The sequence below is a fragment of the Pseudomonas sp. PS1(2021) genome, from assembly GCF_020405165.1.
GTDB lineage: Bacteria > Pseudomonadota > Gammaproteobacteria > Pseudomonadales > Pseudomonadaceae > Pseudomonas > Pseudomonas aeruginosa.
The window spans coordinates 522,752-544,737 of record NZ_CP084484.1; the positions used below are offsets into that span (position 1 = coordinate 522,752).

25 protein-coding genes are annotated in these 21,986 nt (G+C 67.2%); 16 read left to right on the forward strand and 9 right to left on the reverse strand.

What is annotated here, in order from left to right; all coding sequences use genetic code 11:
* Positions 1-16: 16 nt before the first annotated feature.
* Positions 17-1,471: a TrkH family potassium uptake protein gene (locus LE197_RS02575; RefSeq protein WP_003114825.1), complete on the reverse strand. Its 1,455-nt coding sequence runs from the start codon at positions 1,469-1,471 to the stop codon at positions 17-19.
* 157 nt (positions 1,472-1,628) lie between these two features.
* On the opposite strand from LE197_RS02575, the gene LE197_RS02580 reads away from it, so the two are divergent.
* Positions 1,629-2,000, forward strand: a complete 372-nt coding sequence (locus LE197_RS02580) for a YkgJ family cysteine cluster protein (protein WP_033971649.1) — start codon at positions 1,629-1,631, stop codon at positions 1,998-2,000.
* Positions 2,001-2,064: 64 nt separating this feature from the next.
* A complete protein-coding gene (locus LE197_RS02585; protein ID WP_059309689.1) occupies positions 2,065-2,625 on the forward strand; it encodes a nitroreductase family protein in 561 nt (186 codons plus the stop codon).
* Here the strand turns inward: LE197_RS02585 and LE197_RS02590 are convergent.
* The 7 genes from LE197_RS02590 to LE197_RS02620 all read right to left on the reverse strand — a co-directional run bounded on the left by LE197_RS02590 (position 2,606) and on the right by LE197_RS02620 (position 7,269).
* Positions 2,606-3,085, reverse strand: coding sequence for a hypothetical protein (locus LE197_RS02590; RefSeq protein ID WP_059309688.1), 480 nt, complete (start codon positions 3,083-3,085; stop codon positions 2,606-2,608). The genes LE197_RS02585 and LE197_RS02590 overlap by 20 nt on opposite strands.
* Before the next feature lie 42 nt (positions 3,086-3,127).
* Positions 3,128-4,465, reverse strand: a complete 1,338-nt coding sequence (locus LE197_RS02595; protein WP_033971646.1) for a sensor histidine kinase — start codon at positions 4,463-4,465, stop codon at positions 3,128-3,130.
* 114 nt (positions 4,466-4,579) lie between these two features.
* On the reverse strand, positions 4,580-5,020 hold the full coding sequence (locus tag LE197_RS02600) for a Spy/CpxP family protein refolding chaperone (protein ID WP_003091492.1): 441 nt from the start codon (positions 5,018-5,020) through the stop codon (positions 4,580-4,582).
* A 128-nt stretch (positions 5,021-5,148) separates the two neighbouring features.
* Positions 5,149-5,826: a response regulator transcription factor gene (locus LE197_RS02605; protein WP_003091491.1), complete on the reverse strand. Its 678-nt coding sequence runs from the start codon at positions 5,824-5,826 to the stop codon at positions 5,149-5,151.
* 10 nt (positions 5,827-5,836) lie between these two features.
* The gene (locus tag LE197_RS02610; protein ID WP_033978721.1) at positions 5,837-6,205 is read right to left on the reverse strand and encodes a hypothetical protein; all 369 of its coding nucleotides are present in this window, start codon (positions 6,203-6,205) and stop codon (positions 5,837-5,839) included.
* Positions 6,206-6,380: 175 nt separating this feature from the next.
* Entirely contained in the window at positions 6,381-6,680 is a 300-nt protein-coding gene (locus tag LE197_RS02615; RefSeq protein WP_003091489.1) for a YciI family protein, read from the reverse strand.
* Position 6,681: 1 nt separating this feature from the next.
* Positions 6,682-7,269: a septation protein A gene (locus LE197_RS02620; protein WP_003091488.1), complete on the reverse strand. Its 588-nt coding sequence runs from the start codon at positions 7,267-7,269 to the stop codon at positions 6,682-6,684.
* Between the two features lie 215 nt (positions 7,270-7,484).
* Here LE197_RS02620 and LE197_RS02625 point away from each other — a divergent pair, with 215 nt between their 5' ends.
* The 6 genes from LE197_RS02625 to LE197_RS02650 all read left to right on the forward strand — a co-directional run bounded on the left by LE197_RS02625 (position 7,485) and on the right by LE197_RS02650 (position 11,975).
* Positions 7,485-8,372 (forward strand): PHP domain-containing protein, encoded by an 888-nt coding sequence (locus tag LE197_RS02625; protein ID WP_003091487.1) that lies wholly within the window; start codon positions 7,485-7,487, stop codon positions 8,370-8,372.
* Complete coding sequence (locus tag LE197_RS02630) at positions 8,369-8,998, forward strand: L-threonylcarbamoyladenylate synthase (RefSeq protein WP_003091486.1); 630 nt, start codon at positions 8,369-8,371, stop codon at positions 8,996-8,998. The genes LE197_RS02625 and LE197_RS02630 overlap by 4 nt, the downstream gene beginning before the upstream one ends.
* 172 nt (positions 8,999-9,170) lie before the next feature.
* Positions 9,171-9,923, forward strand: a complete 753-nt coding sequence (locus LE197_RS02635) for a segregation and condensation protein A (RefSeq protein WP_003124353.1) — start codon at positions 9,171-9,173, stop codon at positions 9,921-9,923.
* 144 nt (positions 9,924-10,067) lie between these two features.
* Positions 10,068-11,066, forward strand: coding sequence for an SMC-Scp complex subunit ScpB (gene scpB / locus LE197_RS02640; RefSeq protein WP_033971644.1), 999 nt, complete (start codon positions 10,068-10,070; stop codon positions 11,064-11,066).
* Between the two features lie 81 nt (positions 11,067-11,147).
* Entirely contained in the window at positions 11,148-11,678 is a 531-nt protein-coding gene (locus LE197_RS02645) for a hypothetical protein (protein ID WP_003114836.1), read from the forward strand.
* 114 nt (positions 11,679-11,792) lie between these two features.
* Positions 11,793-11,975 carry a DUF1289 domain-containing protein gene (locus LE197_RS02650; protein WP_003091481.1) on the forward strand — a complete coding sequence of 61 codons (183 nt, stop codon included), beginning with the start codon at positions 11,793-11,795 and terminating at the stop codon, positions 11,973-11,975.
* Between the two features lie 6 nt (positions 11,976-11,981).
* Here the strand turns inward: LE197_RS02650 and gap are convergent, their stop codons facing one another.
* Positions 11,982-12,986 carry a type I glyceraldehyde-3-phosphate dehydrogenase gene (gap, locus tag LE197_RS02655; RefSeq protein ID WP_033978720.1) on the reverse strand — a complete coding sequence of 335 codons (1,005 nt, stop codon included), beginning with the start codon at positions 12,984-12,986 and terminating at the stop codon, positions 11,982-11,984.
* Positions 12,987-13,115: 129 nt separating this feature from the next.
* Here gap and edd point away from each other — a divergent pair, with 129 nt between their 5' ends.
* The 8 genes from edd to LE197_RS02695 all read left to right on the forward strand — a co-directional run bounded on the left by edd (position 13,116) and on the right by LE197_RS02695 (position 21,956).
* Complete coding sequence (gene edd / locus LE197_RS02660; protein ID WP_033971641.1) at positions 13,116-14,942, forward strand: phosphogluconate dehydratase; 1,827 nt, start codon at positions 13,116-13,118, stop codon at positions 14,940-14,942.
* 102 nt (positions 14,943-15,044) lie between these two features.
* Positions 15,045-16,040 (forward strand): glucokinase, encoded by a 996-nt coding sequence (locus LE197_RS02665; RefSeq protein WP_033971639.1) that lies wholly within the window; start codon positions 15,045-15,047, stop codon positions 16,038-16,040.
* 34 nt (positions 16,041-16,074) lie between these two features.
* On the forward strand, positions 16,075-16,803 hold the full coding sequence (gltR, locus tag LE197_RS02670; protein ID WP_003091475.1) for a two-component system response regulator GltR: 729 nt from the start codon (positions 16,075-16,077) through the stop codon (positions 16,801-16,803).
* Between the two features lie 23 nt (positions 16,804-16,826).
* Positions 16,827-18,248: a two-component system sensor histidine kinase GtrS gene (gene gtrS, locus LE197_RS02675; RefSeq protein WP_073649433.1), complete on the forward strand. Its 1,422-nt coding sequence runs from the start codon at positions 16,827-16,829 to the stop codon at positions 18,246-18,248.
* Positions 18,249-18,287: 39 nt separating this feature from the next.
* On the forward strand, positions 18,288-18,803 hold the full coding sequence (locus LE197_RS37035; protein WP_079387377.1) for an endonuclease domain-containing protein: 516 nt from the start codon (positions 18,288-18,290) through the stop codon (positions 18,801-18,803).
* 19 nt (positions 18,804-18,822) lie between these two features.
* Entirely contained in the window at positions 18,823-20,085 is a 1,263-nt protein-coding gene (locus tag LE197_RS02685) for an ABC transporter substrate-binding protein (protein ID WP_033971636.1), read from the forward strand.
* Between the two features lie 100 nt (positions 20,086-20,185).
* Positions 20,186-21,118 carry a carbohydrate ABC transporter permease gene (locus LE197_RS02690; protein ID WP_003091471.1) on the forward strand — a complete coding sequence of 311 codons (933 nt, stop codon included), beginning with the start codon at positions 20,186-20,188 and terminating at the stop codon, positions 21,116-21,118.
* Positions 21,111-21,956 carry a carbohydrate ABC transporter permease gene (locus tag LE197_RS02695; protein WP_033971634.1) on the forward strand — a complete coding sequence of 282 codons (846 nt, stop codon included), beginning with the start codon at positions 21,111-21,113 and terminating at the stop codon, positions 21,954-21,956. The genes LE197_RS02690 and LE197_RS02695 overlap by 8 nt, the downstream gene beginning before the upstream one ends.
* Positions 21,957-21,986 lie beyond the last annotated feature (30 nt).

Genomic DNA, 21,986 nt, shown 5'->3' on the forward strand with positions numbered 1-21,986 from the left:
ACAGGCCCGTGAGCGCTCAGTGGCGCCAGAACGCCGGGGTCAGCAGGACCAGCACGGTGATGATCTCCAGGCGACCGAGCAGCATGCCGGCGGCCAGCAGCCACTTGGCGGCGTCCGGCAGGCTGGCGAAGTTGCCCGAGGGGCCGATGATGGGCCCCATCCCCGGGCCTACGCCGGCCACGGTGCTGGCGGCGCCGGTGAGCGCGGTCATCCAGTCCAGGCCGATCAGCGACAGGCCGAGGGCGAGCAGGCAGACGACGATGGCGAAGAAGAACGAGAAGGTCAGGATCGAGCGGACGATTTCCTCGTCCAGGCGATGGCCGTTGTAGTTCTGCTTGAGCACCGCGCGCGGATGGATCAACTGGTAGAGGTTGGCCTTGAGCAGGGTGTAGGCGACCTGGAAGCGGAAGATCTTGATACCGCCGGCGGTAGAGCCGGAGCAACCGCCGATGAAGCCGAGGTAGAAGAACAGCATGATCGAGAAGTGCCCCCACATGCTGTAGTCGCCGAGGGCGAAGCCGGTGGTGGTGACCACCGAGGTGACGTTCACTGCGACGATGCGGAAAGCATCCATCCAGGGCAGCTTGGAGGTTACCGCGTACCAGGTGCCCATCAGCAGCCAGGTCACCAGCAGCAGGCCGAGCAGGCCGCGGACCTGCTGGTCCTTGATCAGCGCCTTGCGGTGTCCGCGCAGGGTGGCGACGTAGAGCGCGAACGGCAGGCTGCCGAGGATCATCACCACTACCGCGGTCCAGTGCACCGCTGGCTGCTTCCACTTGGCCAGGGATTGGTCGGAGGTGGAGAAACCGCCGGTGGAAATCGCCGACATGGCGTGGTTGACCGCGTCGAACGGGCTCATGCCGGCGCCCCAGAAGGCCAGGCTGCCGAGCAGGGTGATACCGACATAGGTGGCGACGATGTACTTGGCGACCATGTGCGAGCGTGGCAGGACCTTTTCCGAGCGGTCCGAGGATTCGGTCTGGAACAGGCGCATGCCGCCGATCCGCAGCATCGGCAGGATCGCCACGGCCATGGCGATGAAGCCGATGCCGCCCAGCCAGTGCAGCAGAGAGCGCCAGATGAGGATGCCCGGGGACATGTCGTCCAGCCCGCTGAGGACGGTGGAGCCGGTGGCGGTGATTCCCGACATGCTTTCGAAGAAGGCATCGGTGTAGCTGATGTGCTGCTGCAGGACGAACGGCAGGGCGGCGAAGATGCATACCAGCACCCAGCTCGATACGGTGAGCATGTACATGTCCCGCGGGCGCAGGTGGACATGCTCGGGACGCCCCGGCAGGACCAGGCCGAGGCCGGTGACGAAGGTGGCGACGCTGGACCAGATGAATGCCTGGATGCCTTCGGTACGGTCGAAGGCGAGCATGGTCAGGATCGGGACCAGCATGCTGGCGGCCAGAGTGATCAGGAAGATGCCGATGATGAAACCGAGGATACGTAGGGTCGGCAAGGCCATGGATCGTGGGGCTCTGGGCTGTGGCGGACCGGCCATTCTACCAGCCGTCCGCGGAGAGTAAATCTGCCGCTGCGCCCCTCTTCACAGCTGCCGCGAAATCGCTAGAATCTCGCTTCGCCCGCCGGCGCTCGCCGGTTTCTCTGGTGTTCTGCCAACCATGTCCACTGACAATCCGTGTCTTACCTGCGGCGCCTGCTGTGCGCATTTTCGTGTGTCCTTCTATTGGGGCGAGTGCCGTTCCGCAGGCGGCGTCGTACCCGACGAACTGACCGTCCGCATCAGCCCGCAGATGGTCGCCATGAGCGGTACCGAGAACAAGCCGGCACGCTGCGTCGGACTGCTCGGCGAGGTCGGTTGCGGCGTTCGCTGCACCGTCTACGAGCAGCGCTCGGGTACCTGCCGCGAGTTCGAGGCGGCCTGGGCCAACGGCCAGCCCAATCCGGCCTGCGATGCCGCGCGCGCCGCCTACGGCCTGCCGCCGCTGACCCCGCCGCTGCAGCCGCACCTGGCGCCGGGACGGGTCGCCTGAGAGCGGGCGTGAGCCTGGCGATTGCGTCTACAATGGCGATTTCGTTTCTGACAGGAGTTCGCCCATGGAGGCTCTCGACGCCTTGCTCACTCGCGTTTCCCACGCCCGCCTGAGCGATCCCGCGCCCTCGCCGGAGCAGCTCGACCGGCTGTTCCGGGTCGCCTTGCGCGCCCCGGACCACGGACAGTTGCGGCCCTGGCGCTTCATCCTGGTAGAGGGCGAAGGTCGCCGGGCCCTGGGCGACCTCTACGCCCGCGCCCTGGCGAGCCGCCAGCCGGACGCTGCCGAGGAAGCGCTGGCCAAGGCCCGCAACATGCCGCTGCGCGCACCGCTGCTGGTCGTGGCGGTCGCCTGCCTGCTGGACCACCCGAAGGTGCCGCACGGCGAGCAACTGCTGGCTGCCGGCTGCGCCGCCCACGGCCTGGTGCTGGGCGCCTATGCCCAGGGACTGGGGGCGATGTGGCGGACCGGCGAGATGGCCACCGATCCGGTGGTGCACGCCGGCCTGGGGCTCGGCGAGCAGGAGCGGATCATCGGCTTCGTCTACCTGGGTACGCCGATGGGCGAGTTGCGCACGCCGGCGGAACTCGACCCGGCGGCCTTCGTCAGCTCCTGGCCGGGCTGAGCGGCAACAGCAGGCGTACGCACCAATGCGTGCCCTGGGCGTGCCAGAGCAGTCGTCCGCCCTGCCAGCCGGCCAGTCTTCGGGCGGCTTCCACGGCCGCCGGCAGCCAGCGCCGGCCTTCTTCCGCCTGGCCGAGGATGTCCAGGCGCAGCCGTCCGCGGCGAGCGTCCAGCGCCGGATTCAGCGTGATGCGCTGCCACGGGCGGGCCTGCGCGGCGCCGCCGAGCAGGCCGTAGAGCGCTTCGTGCAAGGCCGGGCGCCAGCTTTCCAGTGGCCAGGTACCGCGTTCCGGCAGGCTCAGGTCGAGACGCGCCCAGCGTTGCCGTAGTTGCTGGGCGACCTGTCCCAGTTCGACCGCCAGCACCAGCGATTGCGGTTCGTCGCCGGGAGGTTCCGGCGGCGGCGCGATGGCCTGGGCGAAAGGGCGTTCATCGAGGAACAACGAAGCGGGAAGCGTCATGCCGGATGCTCCTGGGGAATTGCCGTTCATCTGGGCGCGGCGTCATTCGGTCGCCTTGCGCCGTAGCGGCAGGCTGAGGGTGGCGATGAAGCCGCCGTCGGGATGGTTGCCCAGGCGCAGGTGCCCGCCGTGGCGCTCGATGGCGCGGCGGGCGATGGCCAGGCCCAGGCCGTGTCCCGGGCTGCTCTGGTTGGGTGCGCGGAAGAACGGTTCGCCCAACTGCTCCTGCAGTTCGGCGGCGATGCCTGGCCCATGGTCGCGGACGCTCAGGCGCAGGTAGTCGCCGGCGCTGCTGGCACGCACCTCCAGGGGTTGGCCGACGGGGTTGAAGCGCACGGCGTTGCGCAGCAGGTTGTCCACCGCGCGCTCGAACATGTCCGGCCAGCCGTCGATGCTCAGGTCAGGCGTCACTTCCAGGCGGATATCCTGCTCCGGAGCCAGCAGCAGGGCGTCTTCGCGCAGCCGCTGGAGCAGCGGCAGCAGGGCGATCCGTTGGCTCGCGCCGGGTTCGGCGTCGAGCCGGGCGAGGGCGAGGATCTCGCCGATCAGCGCTTCCAGGCGGTCGCATTCCTGTTCCAGGCGCGGCCACATCTGCGCCCGCGCTTCCGGTTCGGCGCGTTCGGCCAGGGCCAGGGCGATGCGCAGGCGCGCCAGCGGCGAGCGCAGTTCGTGGGACACGTCGCGGAGCAACTGGCGCTGGCTGCCGATCAGGCTTTGCAGGCGTTCGCCCATGCGGTTGAAATCGCGTGCCAGGGTGCCCAGTTCATCGCCGCGCCGCGCCAGTCGGGCCAGGCTGTCCTTCTGGTAGGCGGTCTGGCCGAGGTCGTGTACGGCGCGCCGCAGACGGTTCAGCGGACGGGTGATGGACAGCGTCAGCAGCAGGCTGAAGAGGGTCAGCACCACCAGTGCGATGCCCAGCGCGCTGAGCGGCCAGAGCAGGCTGCCGCGGTGCCAGGCCTCCAGTTCCGGGTGCGGGATGCGGTAGATGAACAGATAGGTATGGTTGCTCTGCGGGCTGACGTATTCCTGGCTCAGTTGGCGCCAGGGGAAGCGCGGCAGGTTGCGGTCGCTGGTGCGCGGCGGGCGGTGGTGGGGGCGCGGCAGGTAGGTGCCGTCGACCAGGCGCTGGCCGCTTTCATCCAGCACCTGGATGGAAATCCCGTAGTCGCGGCGGCGTTGCTCCAGCAAACCCTGGGCCGCGTAGCTGCCCTGTTCTTCGTAGAGGGCGGTCCACTGCTCGGCGAGGTCCTTCAGGCCAGGATGGCGCGCGATGATCCAGGTGTCCTGGTTCAGCGCACGGCCCAGCAGGATGGACAGCCCGGCGACCAGCAGCAGGGCCAGCCAGAAGGCGGCGAGGATTCGCCAGAAGAGTGAACGCATGGTTTTCCTGTTGAATCGCATATCGGGCCGGCCGCGTGGGTAAACCCCTAGGATATGCGATTCCGGCTGGTCGGAAGACCGCTACCGGAGGACCCGGTAGCGGTGGCTCGGACGTCAGTTGGACTTCTTGTCGGCCTTCCACTGCTGGAATTCGGCCCACTCTGCCTTGCGCTGCTCGCGCTTCTTCTGCAGTTCGTCGAACTTCTTCTGCTGTTCGGGGGTGAGCAGGGCGCGGATGTCCTTCTGGGTCTTCTCGTGGCTGGCCTTGAGTTCGTCCTTCAGGGCCTTCTGCTCGGCCGCCGGCAGCTTGGCCAGGTAGCGCTGGGTGATCTCGTGGCGGGCCTTCATTTGTTCGCCCATCAGTTTGCCCATCTGCTGGCGCTGTTCGCGGGTCAGGTTCAGTTCCTTCATCGGGCCGCCATGTCGGGGACCGTGCTGGCCCATCATGTGGCCGCCTTCCATCGGCGGGGGCGGCAGGTCGTTGGCGGCGGGCGCGGCCATGGCGAAGGTCGGCAGGGCGGCGGCGATGAACAGGGCGGTTAGCGTCTTGCGCATGGTGTTTCTCCTTTCTGGGTCCGGCCATTTACCGGATGAGCCCAGTCTAGGGAGGTCAAGGTCAAGCGCGGTCAGCCCTGGGTAAAGCTTGGGTAAAGACCTTGTGTCGGCGGGCTGACGAAACCCGCTCAGTGGCTGTAGTAGTAGCCGCGGCCGCGCAGGGCGAGGATGCGCGGGCTGCCGTCGGGGTGGCTGCCGAGCTTCTTGCGCAGGTTGCTGACGTGCATGTCCAGGCTGCGGTCGTAGAGGGTCAGCTTGCGGCCCAGCGCCAGTTGCGCCAGGGCCTGCTTGTCCAGCGGCTCGCCGGGCTGGCGCAGGAGCGCTTCGAGGATGCGGCTTTCGGAAAGGGTCAGGCTGATCTCCTGGCCGTCGATCTGTGCCACGCCGCGCGTCAGGTTCAGCGACAGGTCGCCCAGTTGCATCTGCGCGCTGGGCTGCGCCGGGTGGGTTCGCCGCAGCACGGCGCGCAGCCGTGCGGTGAGTTCGCGCGGGTCGCAGGGCTTGGCCAGGTAGTCGTCGGCGCCCAGTTCCAGACCGAGGATGCGGTCCAGCGGCTCGCCGCGGGCGGACAGCATCAGCACCGGCAGGTCGGGATGGTCGCCGCGCAGTTGCTTGAGCAGTTCCAGGCCGCTACCGTCCGGCAGCATCACGTCGAGCACCACGGCATCCGGTGTCTGCTCGGCGAGGGCGCGACGGGCCTGGGCGCCGTCGTGGCTGGCACGCACGGAGAAACCTTCCTGGACCAGCCAGGTACCGAGCAGCTCGCAGAGCTCCCGGTCATCATCGATCAACAGCAGTTCGCTCATCGAGTGTCGCTCAATTGATCCATTCGCGTCGCTGTCGCCGGCGGCCGCGGCTCAGGGCGCCGAGGACGAACGCGAGCAGGGCGGTGGCGGCGCCGGCGACATACCAGGTCTGCTCTTCCGTGAGCAGCGGCGGTTGCCGTTGCGCCTGGGCCGCCTGCAATTGCTCGCGCAGCTGGCGGTTCTCCTGGCGCATACGACTGACCAGTTCGTCGCGCTGGCGTTCCGTTTCCACCAGGCGGCGCTCCAGTTCGGCGGTAGCCTGCGCAATGGAAGGCTGCGCGGCTGGAAGCGGTGCTGGCGCGGGTTCCTCGGCCAGGGCCAGGGAAGCTCCCAGGCTCAGGCTCAGCAGCAGGCAGTGGGCAGTGGATGGACGCATCATGACTCCTTGTACCGATGAAGCGACGGATTGCACTGTCTTCCGGTTCGCCCTTCCGGCTTGGCGAAAGCGCCGGGCCGGCCTGGTTGCACTGCGGCGGGCACCGGAAAGCGACGTCCGGTGCGAAAACGTTTGCCGGGAGGGCGACCGGGCCGGCCGCCGGTACCCGGCGACTGCCTCAGGGCAGGACTTTCTTGAACGGCTTGACCACCACCTCGGCGTACACCCCGGCGGCCCGGTAGGGATCGGCCTCGGCCCAGCTCTGCGCCGCGGCCAGCGAATCGAATTCGGCGACGATCAGGCTGCCGGTGAAGCCGGCGGCGCCCGGGTCGTTGCTGTCGATCGCCGGGTGCGGGCCGGCGAGTACCAGGCGGCCTTCTTCCTTCAGCTGTTCGAGACGGGCCAGGTGGGCCGGGCGGCTGGCCAGGCGGCGTTCCTGGGAAGCGGGGATGTCACGGGCGATGATCGCGTAGAGCATGTCAGTCCTTGGGCTTTTCGCCGGTATCGGCGTCGTGCAGGTGGCGAGCCAGGAACAGGCCCTGGCCGATCAGGAACAGCAAGGTCATGCCGAGGCTGCCGAACACCTTGAAGTCCACCCAGAAGTTCGGATAGGTGAAGACCACGTAGAGGTTGGCGAAGCCGCACACCAGGAAGAACACCACCCAGGCGATGTTCAGGCGCACCCAGAGGCCCTGCGGCAACTGGATGGCATGGCCCATGATGCGCTGGATCATCGGCTTGTCGCCGATGAAGTGACTGCCGGCGAAGGCCAGGGCGAACAGCCAGTTGACCAGCGGCGCCTTCCACTTGAGGAAGGTGTCCTCGTGGAAGGCCAGGGTCAGGCCGCCGAGGACCAGGCAGGCGCCGAGGGTGAACCACTGGCTCTTTTCCAGGTGGCGGTGCTTGAGCCAGAGGGCGCCGTAGACGATCACCGAGGCGAGGATCAGGGTCGCGGTCGCGCCGTAGATGCCACTCAGATTGAACCCGGCGAACTCGACGTTCTGAGGGTCTATCTTGTAGACGATGAAGAACAGGATCAGTGGGATGAAATCGATGAATTGCTTCATGGTGGCAGTCAGGACACGGTTGAAGCGGCATAATAGCAACCTCTGGATGTTCTGAAACAGTCATCCTGTCTTTCCGAATGCGTCAGGCCTGTGCCGCAGGCGCATTCGCCAGGTGGAGCAGGCTCCCCGGACCCATGAACGGTACGTCTCGATACCGCGAGGCAGCGAATCGGCGCTGCTTCATCACCATTCTTCACTGGAATCAGGATTCAGCCATGCGTGTCGATCTGCATTGCCACAGTACCGCCTCCGATGGCGTGCTCGCGCCCGCCGCCCTGGTGCAGCGGGCCCACGAGAAAGGCGTCGGGCTGCTGGCGCTGACCGACCACGACACCCTGGAAGGCCTGCCGGAAGCCCACCAGGCGGCCGCTCGACTCGGTATCGAACTGGTCAACGGTGTCGAGCTGTCCTGCACCTGGGGCGGTGCCACCATTCATGTGCTGGGCTACGGTTTCGACCTCGACGCCGCTCCCCTGCGCCAGGCGACCGAAGCCCTGCACCGGGGCCGCTGGGCGCGCGCCGAGGAAATCGACCGGCGGCTTGCGGCCAAGGGTATGCCCGGTGCGCTGGAGGGCGCGCGGGCGATCCAGCGGGCCCTGGGCGACAGCGGCAACGCGCCGGCGCGGCCGCATTTCGCCGAGTTCCTGGTCCAGGGCGGCTGGGTCAAGGATCGCGCCGACGCGTTCCGCAAGTGGCTGGGGGCCGGCAAGCTGGGAGACGTCAAGCAGCACTGGCCGACCCTGGAGGAAGTGGTCGGCTGCCTGCGCGAGGCGCGCGCCTGGATCAGCCTGGCGCACCCGTACCATTATGATTTCACCCGGACCAAGCGCCGGCGCCTGGTCGCCGACTTTCTCCAGGCAGGCGGACACGCCATCGAGGTGGTCAATGGCGTGCAGCCGGCCGAACAGGTCGGTACCCTGTCGATCCTGGCCCGCGAGTTCGGCCTGATGGTCACCGCCGGCAGCGATTTCCACGCGCCGGGCGACTGGTCCGAACTGGGCATGTACCGTGCGGTTCCAGAGGACCTTCCGGCCATGTGGCCGCGTTTCGCCAGGCATTTTCGCGATACCGAACGTCATTCCGAAGCCAAGGGGGCCGAATGAGCCAGTTCTTCCAGATCCATCCGGAAAATCCCCAGCCGCGGCTGGTCAAGCAGGCGGTGGAGATCGTCCGCCAGGGTGGGGTGATCGTCTATCCCACCGACTCGTCCTATGCCCTGGGCTGCCGCATCGGCGAAAAGACTGCGGTGGATCGCATCCGCCGCATCCGCCAATTGGACGACAAGCACAACTTCACCCTGGTCTGCCGCGACCTTTCCGAGCTGGGCGTCTATGCCAAGGTCGACACCGGTCTGTTCCGCCTGCTCAAGGCGCACACCCCCGGTCCCTACACCTTCATCCTCAGCGCCACCCGCGAGGTGCCGCGCATGCTCCTGCACCCCAAGCGCCGCACCATCGGCCTGCGCGTGCCGAACTGTCCGATCGCCCGGGCGCTGCTGGAGGAACTGGGCGAACCGCTGATGAGCGTGAGCCTGATCATGCCCGGCAGCGGCGAGCCGCTGAACGATCCCTATGAAATGCGCCAGGTGCTGGAACACCAGGTCGACCTGATCGTGGACGGGGGCTATGGTGGCGGCGAGGCCTCCACCGTGATCAGCCTGACCGACACCGATCCCGAAGTGATCCGCGTGGGTTGCGGCGATCCGGCGCCGTTCATGCAGCCGGCCTGAGCGCCGCCCGAATCCGCCCACCACGAGCCTACCGATGCAGGACGATAACCCGGCCAACGCCGACACCCCACCAGCCGAGCCCGCGGCCGAGCGGGTGCCGCTGCAACTGGCGCTGGTCTACGGCGAGGCGGTCACCGAGCTGCCGCAGGACCTCTATATCCCGCCGGACGCGCTGGAGGTCTTCCTCGAGGCCTTCGAGGGCCCGCTCGACCTGCTGCTGTACCTGATCCGCAAGCAGAACATCGACATCCTGGATATCCCGGTGGCGGAAATCACCCGCCAGTACATGGGCTACGTCGAGCTGATGAAGGCGGTGCGCCTGGAGCTGGCCGCCGAGTACCTGGTGATGGCGGCGATGCTGGCGGAGATCAAGTCGCGCATGTTGCTGCCGCGCTCGGCGGAAGCCGAGGAGGAAGAGGAAGATCCTCGGGCCGAGCTGATCCGCCGCCTGCAGGAGTACGAACGGTTCAAGAAGGCCGCCGAAGACCTCGACGAACTACCCCGGGTCGGCCGCGACGTGCTGGTGCCGGCGGTGGCTGCGCCGGAGGCGCGGGCGCGCAAGCTACTGCCGGAGCTGGCGCTGCAAGAGCTGATGCTGGTGATGGGCGAGATGCTGCGCCGCGCCGACCTGTTCGAGAGCCACCAGGTGACCCGCGAGGTACTGTCCACCCGCGAACGCATGAGCGAAGTGCTGGAACGCCTGAAAGGCGGCGCCTTCGTGCCGTTCATCCAGTTGTTCACCCTGGAGGAGGGCAAGCTCGGCGTGGTGGTCACCTTCATGGCGATCCTCGAGCTGGTCAAGGAGCAGATGGTGGAACTGGTGCAGAACGAGGCTTTCGGCGCCATCCATGTGCGCCTGCGGATAGCCCGCGAAGCGGAGGAAGGCGAAACCCTGGAGGAAGCCCTGGAAGACGATTTCGAGTGAACGCGCCGCGCCGCTGGCCGCTCGTCCCCCTGCGGACGGTCAGCTTTTCCGCGCTTCCGGCTTCGCTCCCTGCCGTGGCCTGTTAAGCTGCATGCCCGATTCCGCTATCTTTTCCTCTTCCTGGCTCCGGTATCCGTTGCGACGATGAACCTGTCCGATCCCCACGAACTCGCCACCCTGCTCGAAGGCATCCTCCTCGCGGCCGGCAAGCCGCTGTCGCTGGAACGCCTGGCCGAGCTGTTCGACGAGGCCGAGCGGCCGGAGCCGGGGCAGTTTCGCGACGCCCTGGCGATCCTGGCGCTGTCCTGCGCAGGGCGTTCCTTCGAGCTGAAGGAAGTCGCGTCCGGGTATCGCCTGCAGATTCGCGAGCGTTTCTCGCCGTGGGTCGGCCGCCTCTGGGAGGAGCGTCCGCAGCGCTATTCGCGCGCGCTGCTGGAAACCCTGGTGCTGATCGCCTACCGCCAGCCGATCACCCGTGGCGAGATCGAGGAGATCCGCGGCGTGGCGGTGAACACCCAGATCGTCAAGACGCTGATGGAGCGGGAGTGGATCCGCATCGTTGGCTACCGCGAGGTGCCGGGGCGCCCGGCGATGCTGGCGACCACCAAGGCGTTCCTCGATTATTTCAACCTGAAGAGCCTCGACGAGTTGCCGCCGCTGTCGGCGCTGCGCGAGATGGAGCCCGAGCCGGAACCGCCGGTCGAAGTGGCGCCCGTGGCGCAGCCGCCGCGCGACGGTCTCGACGAGGATGCGATTCCCGCCTCGATCCAGGCCCTGGCCGATCGCGCCATCGCCGAGGCCGGGGAAAGCCTCGAGGAGATCGAGGGGGAGGCCGGCGAGCCGGAGAAACCGCGCGAGGAAACCAGCTTCCGCAGCCTGCTGCTGGAACTGGACGAGATGGAGCAGGGCCTGAAGACCGACTTCGACGACCTGCTCGACCCTCCGGAGCCCTCGGAGCAGGGCGACGAGTCCGCCGAGCCAGCGGCTGGGCCGATTCCCGTGGTCGCGGAGCAAGCCGTCGAGCCTGCCGTCGCGGAGGCTGTCGCGGGCGCCGATCCCGATGACGAAGAGCGTGCCCTGGCGGAGGCGATGCGCGAGGAGCGCGAGGCACTGGACGCCGACGACGACTGGCCGCGCCGCTGACCGTCGTTCCACCCTGTAGAATTCATCCGGACGCGCCGGCGAGTCTGGCCCGCTCCGTTTCATCGACCCTGGAACCCACTCATGAAAGAGACCCTGAACGAACTGATCACCCTCATCAGCACCGGCTGCATGGGCGCCGAGGAGATCCGGCGGATCGCCGACGAGGCGGCCCAGGCCTACGCCGATCCGGCAGGGTTCCTCGCCGCCAACCCGGACATCAACTACGACGACAGCTTCCCGATCCCGCTCGGCGAGTGGGTGGTGGTCGGTAGCCTGCCGGATATCGTGCTGTTCCAGGCCGACACCTATGCCGAGCTGTTCGCCCGGATCGTCGCCTCCTTCGGCAAGGACGTGGCGTTCAACATCAAGCCGAAGCAGTTGCTCAAGACCGAGCCGCTGGTCGCCCTCAACCGTATCCAGGTGCAACTGAGCAGCATGTATCCGGAAAAGGGCGGCTACGTGCTGGTGGATTTCAGCGAGCCGCTGGACGACGAGTTGCAGGCGGTGCTGGTCTATACCCAGGACCTGCCGCGGGTCATGGCGCTCTGCGTCGAGGCCGGCATCTATGCCGCACCTGCCTACGAAAGCCTGCGCGACGCCGAGGCCGAGTGACCGCGGGCCGCTCGATCGGCCCGATAGTCATTCCCTCCTGGACGCCGGCCCGCCGCCTGTCGTGAAGTGACGGGCGAGGACCGGTTGCGGTCCGCGCCGAAAAAGGGGGAACGCTTGAAGAGTCCTTGCATCAATATCTGTGAGTTCGATGCCGACGTGTGCCGCGGCTGCGGGCGTACGCGCCAGGAAATCCGTGCCTGGAAGCGCGCGGACAAGGCCGAGCAGCGACTGATCCTCGCCGAGGCCGACCTGCGCCTGCTGGCGTTGCAGGCGCGCGGTCGGCGCAAGTTCCGCTGAGGCGCGTCAGTCGCGGGCGGCGGCCAGCGCCAGGGCGCTGTCCAGCATGCGGTTGGAGAAGCCCCACTCGTTGTCGTACCAGGCCATCGCCTTGACCAGCCGACCGCTGACCTTGGTGTGGTTGGCGTCGAAGATCGACGAGCGCGGGTCGTGGTTGAAATCCACCGACACCAGTGGCTGGGTGTTGTAACCGAGCACCGGAGAGCCTTCGCTGGCTTCGCGCAGCAGGCGGTTGACCTCGTCTACGCTGGTATCCCGGGCCACCTGCACGGTGAGATCGACCAGCGACACGTTGATCACCGGCACCCGCACCGCCAGCCCGGTAAGCTTGCCGGCGAGTTCCGGCAGGACCAGGCCGACCGCCTCGGCGGCGCCGGTCTTGGTGGGGATCATCGACTGGGTCGCCGAACGTGCGCGGTACAGGTCCGGGTGGTACACGTCGGAGAGGTTCTGATCGTTGGTGTAGGCATGGATGGTGGTCATCAGGCCGTGCTCGATGCCCAGTTCGCGATGCAGTACCTGGGCCACCGGTGCCAGGCAGTTGGTAGTGCAGGAGGCGTTGGAGACGATCCGATGGGAGGCGCGCAGCACCTCGTGGTTGACGCCGTAGACCACGGTGGCGTCGACGTCCTTGCCGGGCGCCGAGATCAGCACCTTGCCGGCGCCGGCCTGCAGGTGGGCGGCGGCTTTGTCGCGGCGGGTGAAGAGCCCCGTGCACTCGAGCACGATGTCCACGCCGAGGCTCTTCCAGGGCAGTTCCGCCGGGTTGCGGATGGCGCTGACGGCGATGCGGTCGCCCATCACCCGCAGGCTTTCGGCATCGTGCTCGACCTCGCCGGGAAAGCGTCCATGGACGCTGTCGTACTGGAACAGGTGGGCGTTGACCGCGGCGTCGCCGAGGTCATTGATCGCCACTACCTGCAACTGTTCGCGGTAGTGGCCGGTATACAGGGCGCGAAGAACGTTTCGGCCGATGCGACCGAAGCCGTTGATGGCCAGGCGGATAGTCATAATGAGGTCGTCTCTTTTCTATTGTTGTGGTAAAAACCATTACATTTCGTCCAGAAAGAAAAGTAAACATCCTTCAACCGATGATTATGTTGTAAAAACAACAATTGATAGTCTGTAGGAGAATCTGCCATGCACCCTCGTGTGCTCGAAGTCACCCGCCGCATCCAGGCCCGTAGCGCGGCCACTCGCCAGCGCTACCTCGAGATGGTCCGGGCGGCGGCCAGCAAGGGGCCGCACCGCGGCACCCTGCCGTGCGGCAACCTCGCCCACGGGGTCGCGGCCTGTGGCGAAAGCGACAAGCAGACCCTGCGGCTGATGAACCAGGCCAACGTGGCCATCGTTTCCGCCTACAACGACATGCTCTCGGCGCACCAGCCGTTCGAGCGCTTTCCGGGGCTGATCAAGCAGGCGCTGCACGAGATCGGTTCGGTCGGCCAGTTCGCCGGCGGCGTGCCGGCCATGTGCGACGGTGTGACCCAGGGCGAGCCGGGCATGGAACTGTCGCTGGCCAGCCGCGACGTGATCGCCATGTCCACCGCCATCGCGCTGTCTCACAACATGTTCGATGCGGCGCTGTGCCTGGGTGTTTGCGACAAGATCGTGCCGGGCCTGCTGATCGGCTCGCTGCGCTTCGGCCACCTGCCCACCGTGTTCGTCCCGGCCGGGCCGATGCCGACCGGCATCTCCAACAAGGAAAAGGCCGCGGTGCGCCAACTGTTCGCCGAGGGCAAGGCCACTCGCGAAGAGTTGCTGGCCTCGGAAATGGCCTCCTACCATGCACCCGGCACCTGCACCTTCTATGGCACCGCCAATACCAACCAGTTGCTGGTGGAGGTGATGGGCCTGCACTTGCCCGGTGCCTCCTTCGTCAACCCGAACACCCCGCTGCGCGACGAACTCACCCGCGAAGCGGCGCGCCAGGCCAGCCGGCTGACCCCCGAGAACGGCAACTACGTGCCGATGGCGGAGATCGTCGACGAGAAGGCCATCGTCAACTCGGTGGTGGCGCTGCTCGCCACCGGCGGCTCGACCAACCACACCCTGCACCTGCTGGCGATCGCCCAGGCGGCGGGCATCCAGTTGACCTGGCAGGACATGTCCGAGCTGTCCCATGTGGTGCCGACCCTGGCGCGCATCTATCCGAACGGCCAGGCCGACATCAACCACTTCCAGGCGGCCGGCGGCATGTCCTTCCTGATCCGCCAACTGCTCGACGGCGGGCTGCTTCACGAGGATGTACAGACCGTCGCCGGCCCCGGCCTGCGCCGCTACACCCGTGAGCCGTTCCTCGAGGATGGCCGGCTGGTCTGGCGCGAAGGGCCTGAACGGAGTCTCGACGAAGCCATCCTGCGTCCGCTGGACAAGCCGTTCTCCGCCGAAGGCGGCTTGCGCCTGATGGAGGGCAACCTCGGTCGCGGCGTGATGAAGGTCTCGGCGGTGGCGCCGGAACACCAGGTGGTCGAGGCACCGGTGCGGATCTTCCACGACCAGGCCAGCCTGGCCGCGGCCTTCAAGGCCGGCGAGCTGGAGCGCGACCTGGTCGCCGTGGTGCGCTTCCAGGGTCCGCGGGCGAATGGCATGCCGGAGCTGCACAAGCTCACCCCTTTCCTCGGGGTCCTGCAGGATCGTGGCTTCAAGGTGGCGCTGGTCACCGACGGGCGCATGTCCGGGGCGTCGGGCAAGGTGCCCGCGGCCATCCATGTGAGTCCGGAAGCCATCGCCGGCGGTCCCCTGGCGCGCCTGCGCGACGGCGACCGGGTACGGGTGGATGGGGTGAGCGGCGAGCTGCGGGTGCTGGTCGACGACGCCGAATGGCAGGCGCGCAGCCTGGAGCCGGCGCCGCAGGACGGCAATCTGGGTTGCGGTCGCGAGCTGTTCGCCTTCATGCGCAACGCCATGAGCAGCGCGGAAGAGGGCGCCTGCAGCTTTACCGAGAGCCTCACCGGCTGGCGCTGATTCTGATAGGTCGATGTCCGCCGGCGCTTGGCTGGCGGCTGTCTCTCCGGCAACATCTGCCGACCGCCCCGCCCTGGCGCGGGGCATTGCGGTTCAACGACGATGAATAACGACAACAAGAGAAGCGCCGGCGGCCTCGGCCTGGTCGGCGATATCGGCGGCACCAATGCGCGTTTCGCGCTCTGGCGCGGGCAGCGCCTGGAATCCATCGAGGTGCTCGCCTGTGCCGACTACCCGCGGCCTGAACTGGCCGTACGCGACTACCTGGCGCGGATCGGCGAATCGGTGGCGAACATCGACTCGGTCTGCCTGGCCTGCGCCGGGCCGGTCGGGGCGGCGGATTTCCGTTTCACCAACAACCACTGGGTGATCAATCGTGCCGCGTTCCGCGAGGAGCTGGGGCTGGATCACCTGCTGCTGGTCAACGACTTCAGCACCATGGCCTGGGCCGCCTCGCGGCTGGGCGCGGACGAGCTGGTGCAGGTCCGCGCCGGCAGCGCCCAGGCGGATCGCGCCCGGCTGATCATCGGTCCCGGCACCGGCCTTGGCGTCGGCAGCCTGCTGCCGCTGGGCGGGGGACGTTGGGAAGTGCTGCCCTGTGAGGGCGGGCACGTCGACCTGCCGGTCACTTCGCCGCGCGACTTCGCGCTCTGGCAGGGCCTGCAGGCGCGCTACGGACACGTCTCCGCCGAGCGCGCACTGTCCGGCAACGGCCTGCTCGCCCTCTATGAAATCAGCTGTGCCCTGGACGGGGTCGCCGTCCGCGCGAGCAGTGCGGCGGAAGTCGGTGCCCTGGCCATGGCCGGCGACGCCCAGGCGGACGCCGTGCTGGAGCGCTTCTTCCTGTGGCTGGCGCGGGTCGCCGGCAACGCGGTGCTCACCGTCGGCGCGCTCGGTGGCGTCTACATTACCGGCGGCATCGTCCCGCGTTTCCTCGAGCGTTTCATCGCCAGCGGCTTCGCCGAGGCCTTCGCCAGCCGTGGCAAGACCAGCGGCGCTTACCTGCAGGACGTACCGGTGTGGGTCATGACCGCCGAACATCCGGGCCTGCTCGGCGCCGGTGTCGCCCTGCAGCAGGCCCTGGACGCCGAGGGCTGAGTCGGCGTCGAGCAACCGCATAAGGAGGAACCTCGTGAGCGCGAACGGACGATCGATCCTGCTGGTGGACGATGACCAGGAGATCCGCGAATTGCTGGAGACCTACCTGAGCCGTGCCGGCTTCCAGGTCCGCAGCGTCTCGCGGGGCGCCGACTTCCGCCAGGCGCTGTGCGAGGAGGAGGCGAGCCTGGCGATCCTCGACGTGATGCTGCCGGACGAGGACGGCTTCAGCCTCTGTCGCTGGATTCGCTCCCACCAGCGCCTGGCCTGCATGCCGATCATCATGCTCACCGCCAGTTCCGACGAGGCCGACCGGGTGATCGGCCTGGAACTGGGCGCCGACGACTACCTGGGCAAGCCGTTCAGCCCGCGCGAGCTGCTGGCGCGGATCAAGGCCCTGCTGCGCCGCGCGCAGTTCACCCAGGTGCGCGGTGGCGACGTACTGGCCTTCGAGGACTGGCGGCTGGACACGGTCAGCCACCGACTGTTCCACGAGGACGGCGAGGAGTTCTTCCTCAGCGGTGCGGATTTCGCCCTGCTCAAGCTGTTCCTCGACCATCCGCAGCAGATCCTCGACCGCGACACCATCGCCAATGCCACCCGCGGCCGCGAGGTGCTGCCGCTGGAGCGTATCGTCGACATGGCGGTCAGCCGCCTGCGCCAGCGCCTGCGCGATACCGGCAAGGCGCCGCGGCTGATCCAGACCGTGCGCGGCAGTGGCTACCTGCTGGCGGCGCAGGTGCGGCCGCACCTGCAGCCATGAGCGAACGGCGGCGCTGGTCGCCGGTGCCGCGCTCGCTGCTCGGGCGCATGCTGCTCCTGACCCTGCTCGCGGTGCTGGTCGCGCAAGGGCTTTCCAGCCTGTTCTGGCTGTCGCACCTGCGCTCCAGCCAGCGCGAGGGCCTGCTCACCAGCTCGCGCAGCCTGGCCTACTCGATGGCGGCCAGCGTCAGCTACTTCCGTTCCCTGCCGCTCGGCTACCGTCCGCTGGTGCTCGACCAGTTGCGCAGCATGGGCGGTACGCGCTTCTTCGTCTCGCTGAACGACCGGCCGCTGGAGATGCGCGCCCTGCCGGACACGCCGAACAAGCAGGCGGTGCTGGAGATCGTCCGGGATGTGCTGCACCAACGCCTGGGCAAGGAGGTCGAGCTACAGGTCGAGTTCGTCAGTCCCGACGAGCTGCGCCTGTTCAACGGCGCGCTGAAGCTCGACGAGCTGCCGCGTTCCTGGGCGCACTACGCGCTGACCCTGGAACCGGTGAACCCGCCGGTGCTGGTGACCCAGATCCGCATCGGCGACAGCGAGTGGCTGTACATCGCCAGCCTGATGCCGGCGCCGTACGTCAGCCTGGAACCCGAGGGACTGCAGCCGCAGCAGGTGCTCTCGATCGTTTTCACCAGCCTGTTGCTGCTGCTTTTCACCGGCTTGCTGATGCATTGGCAGAGCCGTCCGCTCAAGCGCCTGGCGCGCGCCGCCCGCGACCTGGCCCTGGGCAGTCCGTCGGCAGCGCTGGAGGAGCGCGGCGCCAGCGAACTGGTGGAGGTGGCGCGCGCCTTCAACACCATGCACGAGCGCATCGACCGCTACCTGAACGAGCGCGGGCAGTTGTTCAGCGCCATCTCCCATGACTTGCGCACGCCGATCACCCGCCTGCGCCTGCGGGTAGAACTCCTCGAGGACGAGCGCTTGCAGGAGAAGTTCGGGCGCGACCTGGACGAGCTGGAACTGCTGGTGAAGGGCGCGCTGCAGTGCGTGAAAGACACCGATATCCACGAGAACGTCGAGCCGGTCGACCTCGACCTGTTGCTCCAGCACATCGCCGAGCCCTACCTGGCCGATGGCCGGGTGGAGGTCGTCGGTCGCGCCGCGGAGCCTTATCCGGGCAAGCCCCTGGCGCTCAAGCGTTGTATCGGCAACCTGCTGGACAATGCGCTGAAATACGGCGAACGCGCCCGCCTGAGCCTGGAGGACGGGCCGGAAGCGGTGGTGCTGCATGTCGACGACGACGGCCCCGGCGTGCCCGAGCAGCGCCTGGAACAGATCTTCGAGCCGCGCTTCCGCCTGTCTCCGCGAGGGCAGGGCTACGGGCTGGGCCTGGGCATCGCGCGCAACATCGCGCACACCCATGGCGGCGAGGTCAGTTTGCAGAACCGTCGCGAGGGCGGCCTGCGGGTCAGCCTGCGCCTGCCGCGCCTGGGGCTGGAGTGATGGGCTGGCCTGCCGGGCCCTTGAACGAGGCAGGTAGGCATGAGGTTTTCCCGAAACGGTTTTTCCCGCGTTCTGCGGCAGCGGCAGACAGAGGCGGAGCGGGCGCTATGGCAGTGCTTGCGCGGGCATCGATTGCTCGGGCTGAAGTTTCGTCGGCAGAAGGTTCTCGGGCCGTACATCGTCGATTTCGTCTGCCGTGAGCGGATGCTGGTGATCGAACGGGATGGCGGGCAGCATGTGGGTTCGCCGGCCGATGCCTGGCTGGAGAGCCGGGGGTCATTCTGGAACGACAACGTGCTGGCGCGCAGGGAGGTGGTGCTGGAGGTCATTCTGAGGGCTGTGGAGTCGTGGGGAGAGGGCGGCACGAAGGAACCTTCTCGTGTTGTCGGAGGTTTCTGTCGCGAAACCGCTTTGCCGAGTCCAAGCCTAGATTTTCCTGCTCTGCCTCAATCCCAATGTAACCACTCCGTGACAAACCCGGATCGCTTCGTTACCCGCGACGCGGAACGCTTGAATAGACTCGGAGCATTGCAAGCGCAGACTTGCTCCGAATAACAAGAAGAAGGTTTTCCTCATGAATGCGATCCGTCGCCTCTCTGCCGTCATCTGTCTTTCCTCCCTCTGTCTCTCCCCGCTGCTGGCCCAGGCCGGCGAAGTCGAAGTGCTGCACTGGTGGACCTCCGCCGGCGAGAAGCGCGCCGCCGAAACCCTGAAGAAGCTGGTCGAAGCCAAGGGCCACACCTGGAAGGACTTCGCCGTGGCCGGCGGTGGCGGCGAGGCGGCGATGACCGTGCTGAAGACCCGCGCGGTGTCCGGCAATCCGCCGGCCGCGGCGCAGATCAAGGGGCCGGATATCCAGGAGTGGGGCGAACTGGGCCTGCTCGCCGACCTCAACGCGGTGGCCGCCGAAGGCAAGTGGGACACCCTGCTGCCGAAGCAGGTGGCGCAGATCATGAAGTACGACGGCGACTACGTAGCAGTGCCGATCAACGTACACCGGGTGAACTGGCTCTACATCAACCCGGAAGTGTTCAAGAAGGCCGGCGCGACCCCGCCGACCACCCTCGACGAGCTGTTCGTCGCCGCCGACAAGCTCAAGGCCGCCGGTTTCACGCCGCTGGCCCATGGTAGCCAACCGTGGCAGGACGGTACCGTGTTCGAGAACCTGGTGCTGAGCAAGATGGGGCCGGAAGGCTATCGCAAGGCCTTCGTCGAACAGGACAAGGCAACCCTCACCGGAGCGCAGATGGTCGAGGTGTTCGCCGCGCTGAAGAAGCTCCGCGGCTACGTCGATGCCGACGCCGCCGGTCGCGAATGGAGCGCCGCCACGGCGATGGTGATCAACGGCAAGGCCGGCATGCAGATCATGGGCGACTGGGCGAAGAGCGAATTCACCGCCGCCGGCAAGGTGCCGGGCAAGGACTACCAGTGCCTGCCGTTCCCCGGCACGCAGAAGGCCTTCGACTACAACATCGACTCGCTGGTGATGTTCAAGCTGAGCAACGCGGAGAACCGCAAGGCCCAGGAAGATCTCGCGCGCAGCGTGCTCGATCCGTCCTTCCAGAAGGACTTCAACCTCAACAAGGGCTCCATCCCGGTTCGCCTGGACGCCGACATGGCGCCGTTCGACAGTTGCGCCCAGCAGTCGATGAAGGACTTCAAGCAGGCTTCCCAGGACGGCAACCTGGTGCCGAGCATGGCCCACAGCATGGCTGCTTCCAGCTACGTGCAGGGGGCGATCTTCGACGTGGTGACCAACTTCTTCAACGACCCCGCCGCGGATCCGCAGAAGGCCGCCCAGCAACTGGCGGCCGCCATCGAGGCGGCGGCGCAGTAAGTCCCTGGCGCGGAGCCCGGCCTGGGCTCCGCTCGATCCTCCCGACTGGCTCCGTGCCGCCGAGCGGCACGGGTGGGTTCCTTCGCACGCGAGAAAACGCATGGCGACCAATTCCCCTGTCTATCCCACGGCTCCGGTAGCGCCTCGTCGCGTCTCGCCGCTCGATCGCCTGCAAGGCTGGCTGCCGAAGCTGGTGCTGGCGCCAAGCGTGGTCGTGGTGCTGTTCTGCATGTATGGCTACATCGGCTGGACGCTGCTGCTGTCCTTCACCAACTCGCGCTTCATGCCCAGCTACAAGTGGGCCGGGCTGAGCCAGTACCAGCGCCTGTGGGACAACGACCGCTGGTGGGTGGCGAGCAAGAACCTGCTGCTCTTCGGCGGCTCGTTCATCGCCATCTGCCTGGTGCTCGGAGTGTTCCTCGCGGTGCTGCTGGACCAGCGCATCCGCCGCGAAGGCTTCATCCGTACCCTCTACCTGTATCCCATGGCGTTGTCGATGATCGTCACCGGCACCGCCTGGAAGTGGCTGCTCAATCCGGGCCTGGGCCTGGACAAGCTGCTCCGCGACTGGGGCTGGGAAGGTTTCCGCTTCGACTGGCTGGTGGACCCGGAGCGGGTCGTCTACTGCCTGGTGATCGCCGCCGTGTGGCAGGCCTCCGGCTTCGTCATGGCGCTGTTCCTCGCCGGCCTGCGCGGGGTCGACCCGGCCATCGTGCGCGCCGCCCAGGTCGACGGTGCGAGCCTGCCGACCATCTACCTGCGCATCGTCCTGCCGAGCCTGCGCCCGGTGTTCTTCAGCGCGCTGATGATCCTCGCCCATATCGCGATCAAGAGCTTCGACCTGGTGGCGGCGATGACCGCCGGCGGCCCGGGTTATTCTTCCGACCTGCCGGCGATGTTCATGTATGCGCATACCTTCACCCGCGGCCAGATGGGGCTCGGCGCGGCGAGCGCGATGCTGATGCTCGGCGCGGTACTGGCGATCGTGGTGCCTTACCTGTATTCCGAACTGCGAGGCAAGCGCCATGCGTGACGCGTCCCTGAACCCGAGCTTCAGCGTCAGCCGCCTGGCCGTGCACCTGACCCTCTGGGGCGCCTGCGCGCTTTACCTGGTGCCGCTGCTGGTGATGCTGCTGACCAGCTTCAAGACGCCGGACGACATCCGCACCGGCAACCTGCTGTCGCTGCCCGACACCTTCACCGTCATCGGCTGGATCAAGGCCTGGGACAGCGTCGGCGCGTTCTTCTGGAACTCGGTGCTGATCACCGTGCCCGGCGTGCTGATCTCCACCTTCATCGGTGCGCTGAACGGCTACGTGCTGTCGATGTGGCGCTTCCGCGGTTCCCAGCTGTTCTTCGGCGCGCTGTTGTTCGGCTGCTTCCTGCCGTTCCAGGTGATCCTCCTGCCGATGTCCTTCACCCTCGGCAAGCTCGGCCTGGCCAATACCACCAGTGGCCTGGTGCTGGTCCACGTGATCTACGGCCTGGCCTTCACCACGCTGTTCTTCCGCAACTATTTCGTGGCGATCCCGGATGCCCTGGTCAAGGCTGCGCGCCTGGACGGTGCCGGTTTCTTCACCATCTTCCTGCGCATCCTGCTGCCGATGTCCACGCCCATCGTGATGGTCTGCCTGATCTGGCAGTTCACCCAGATCTGGAACGACTTCCTGTTCGGCGTGGTGTTCGCCAGCGGCGATGCGCAACCGATCACCGTGGCCCTGAACAACCTGGTGAACATCACCACCGGGGTCAAGGAATACAACGTCGACATGGCCGCGGCGATGATCGCCGCGCTGCCCACGCTGGTGGTCTACGTACTGGCCGGCAAGTACTTCGTGCGCGGCCTCACCGCCGGCGCCGTGAAAGGCTGAGACGGGTCGCTGACCCCGGAGACGAACGAA

Coding starts and splice junctions, on each gene's coding strand:
- LE197_RS02590 (WP_059309688.1), bottom strand. CDS start 3,085: ATGACGCTTCCCGCTTCGTTGTTCCTCGATGAACGCCCTTTCGCCCAG.
- LE197_RS02600 (WP_003091492.1), bottom strand. CDS start 5,020: ATGCGCAAGACGCTAACCGCCCTGTTCATCGCCGCCGCCCTGCCGACC.
- edd (WP_033971641.1), top strand. CDS start 13,116: ATGCACCCTCGTGTGCTCGAAGTCACCCGCCGCATCCAGGCCCGTAGC.
- LE197_RS02595 (WP_033971646.1), bottom strand. CDS start 4,465: ATGCGTTCACTCTTCTGGCGAATCCTCGCCGCCTTCTGGCTGGCCCTG.
- LE197_RS02665 (WP_033971639.1), top strand. CDS start 15,045: ATGAATAACGACAACAAGAGAAGCGCCGGCGGCCTCGGCCTGGTCGGC.
- LE197_RS02585 (WP_059309689.1), top strand. CDS start 2,065: ATGGAGGCTCTCGACGCCTTGCTCACTCGCGTTTCCCACGCCCGCCTG.
- LE197_RS02645 (WP_003114836.1), top strand. CDS start 11,148: ATGAAAGAGACCCTGAACGAACTGATCACCCTCATCAGCACCGGCTGC.
- LE197_RS02625 (WP_003091487.1), top strand. CDS start 7,485: ATGCGTGTCGATCTGCATTGCCACAGTACCGCCTCCGATGGCGTGCTC.
- LE197_RS02695 (WP_033971634.1), top strand. CDS start 21,111: ATGCGTGACGCGTCCCTGAACCCGAGCTTCAGCGTCAGCCGCCTGGCC.
- gap (WP_033978720.1), bottom strand. CDS start 12,986: ATGACTATCCGCCTGGCCATCAACGGCTTCGGTCGCATCGGCCGAAAC.
- LE197_RS02575 (WP_003114825.1), bottom strand. CDS start 1,471: ATGGCCTTGCCGACCCTACGTATCCTCGGTTTCATCATCGGCATCTTC.
- LE197_RS37035 (WP_079387377.1), top strand. CDS start 18,288: ATGAGGTTTTCCCGAAACGGTTTTTCCCGCGTTCTGCGGCAGCGGCAG.
- LE197_RS02580 (WP_033971649.1), top strand. CDS start 1,629: ATGTCCACTGACAATCCGTGTCTTACCTGCGGCGCCTGCTGTGCGCAT.
- LE197_RS02615 (WP_003091489.1), bottom strand. CDS start 6,680: ATGCTCTACGCGATCATCGCCCGTGACATCCCCGCTTCCCAGGAACGC.
- LE197_RS02620 (WP_003091488.1), bottom strand. CDS start 7,269: ATGAAGCAATTCATCGATTTCATCCCACTGATCCTGTTCTTCATCGTC.
- LE197_RS02685 (WP_033971636.1), top strand. CDS start 18,823: ATGAATGCGATCCGTCGCCTCTCTGCCGTCATCTGTCTTTCCTCCCTC.
- scpB (WP_033971644.1), top strand. CDS start 10,068: ATGAACCTGTCCGATCCCCACGAACTCGCCACCCTGCTCGAAGGCATC.
- LE197_RS02690 (WP_003091471.1), top strand. CDS start 20,186: ATGGCGACCAATTCCCCTGTCTATCCCACGGCTCCGGTAGCGCCTCGT.
- LE197_RS02610 (WP_033978721.1), bottom strand. CDS start 6,205: ATGATGCGTCCATCCACTGCCCACTGCCTGCTGCTGAGCCTGAGCCTG.
- LE197_RS02605 (WP_003091491.1), bottom strand. CDS start 5,826: ATGAGCGAACTGCTGTTGATCGATGATGACCGGGAGCTCTGCGAGCTG.
- LE197_RS02630 (WP_003091486.1), top strand. CDS start 8,369: ATGAGCCAGTTCTTCCAGATCCATCCGGAAAATCCCCAGCCGCGGCTG.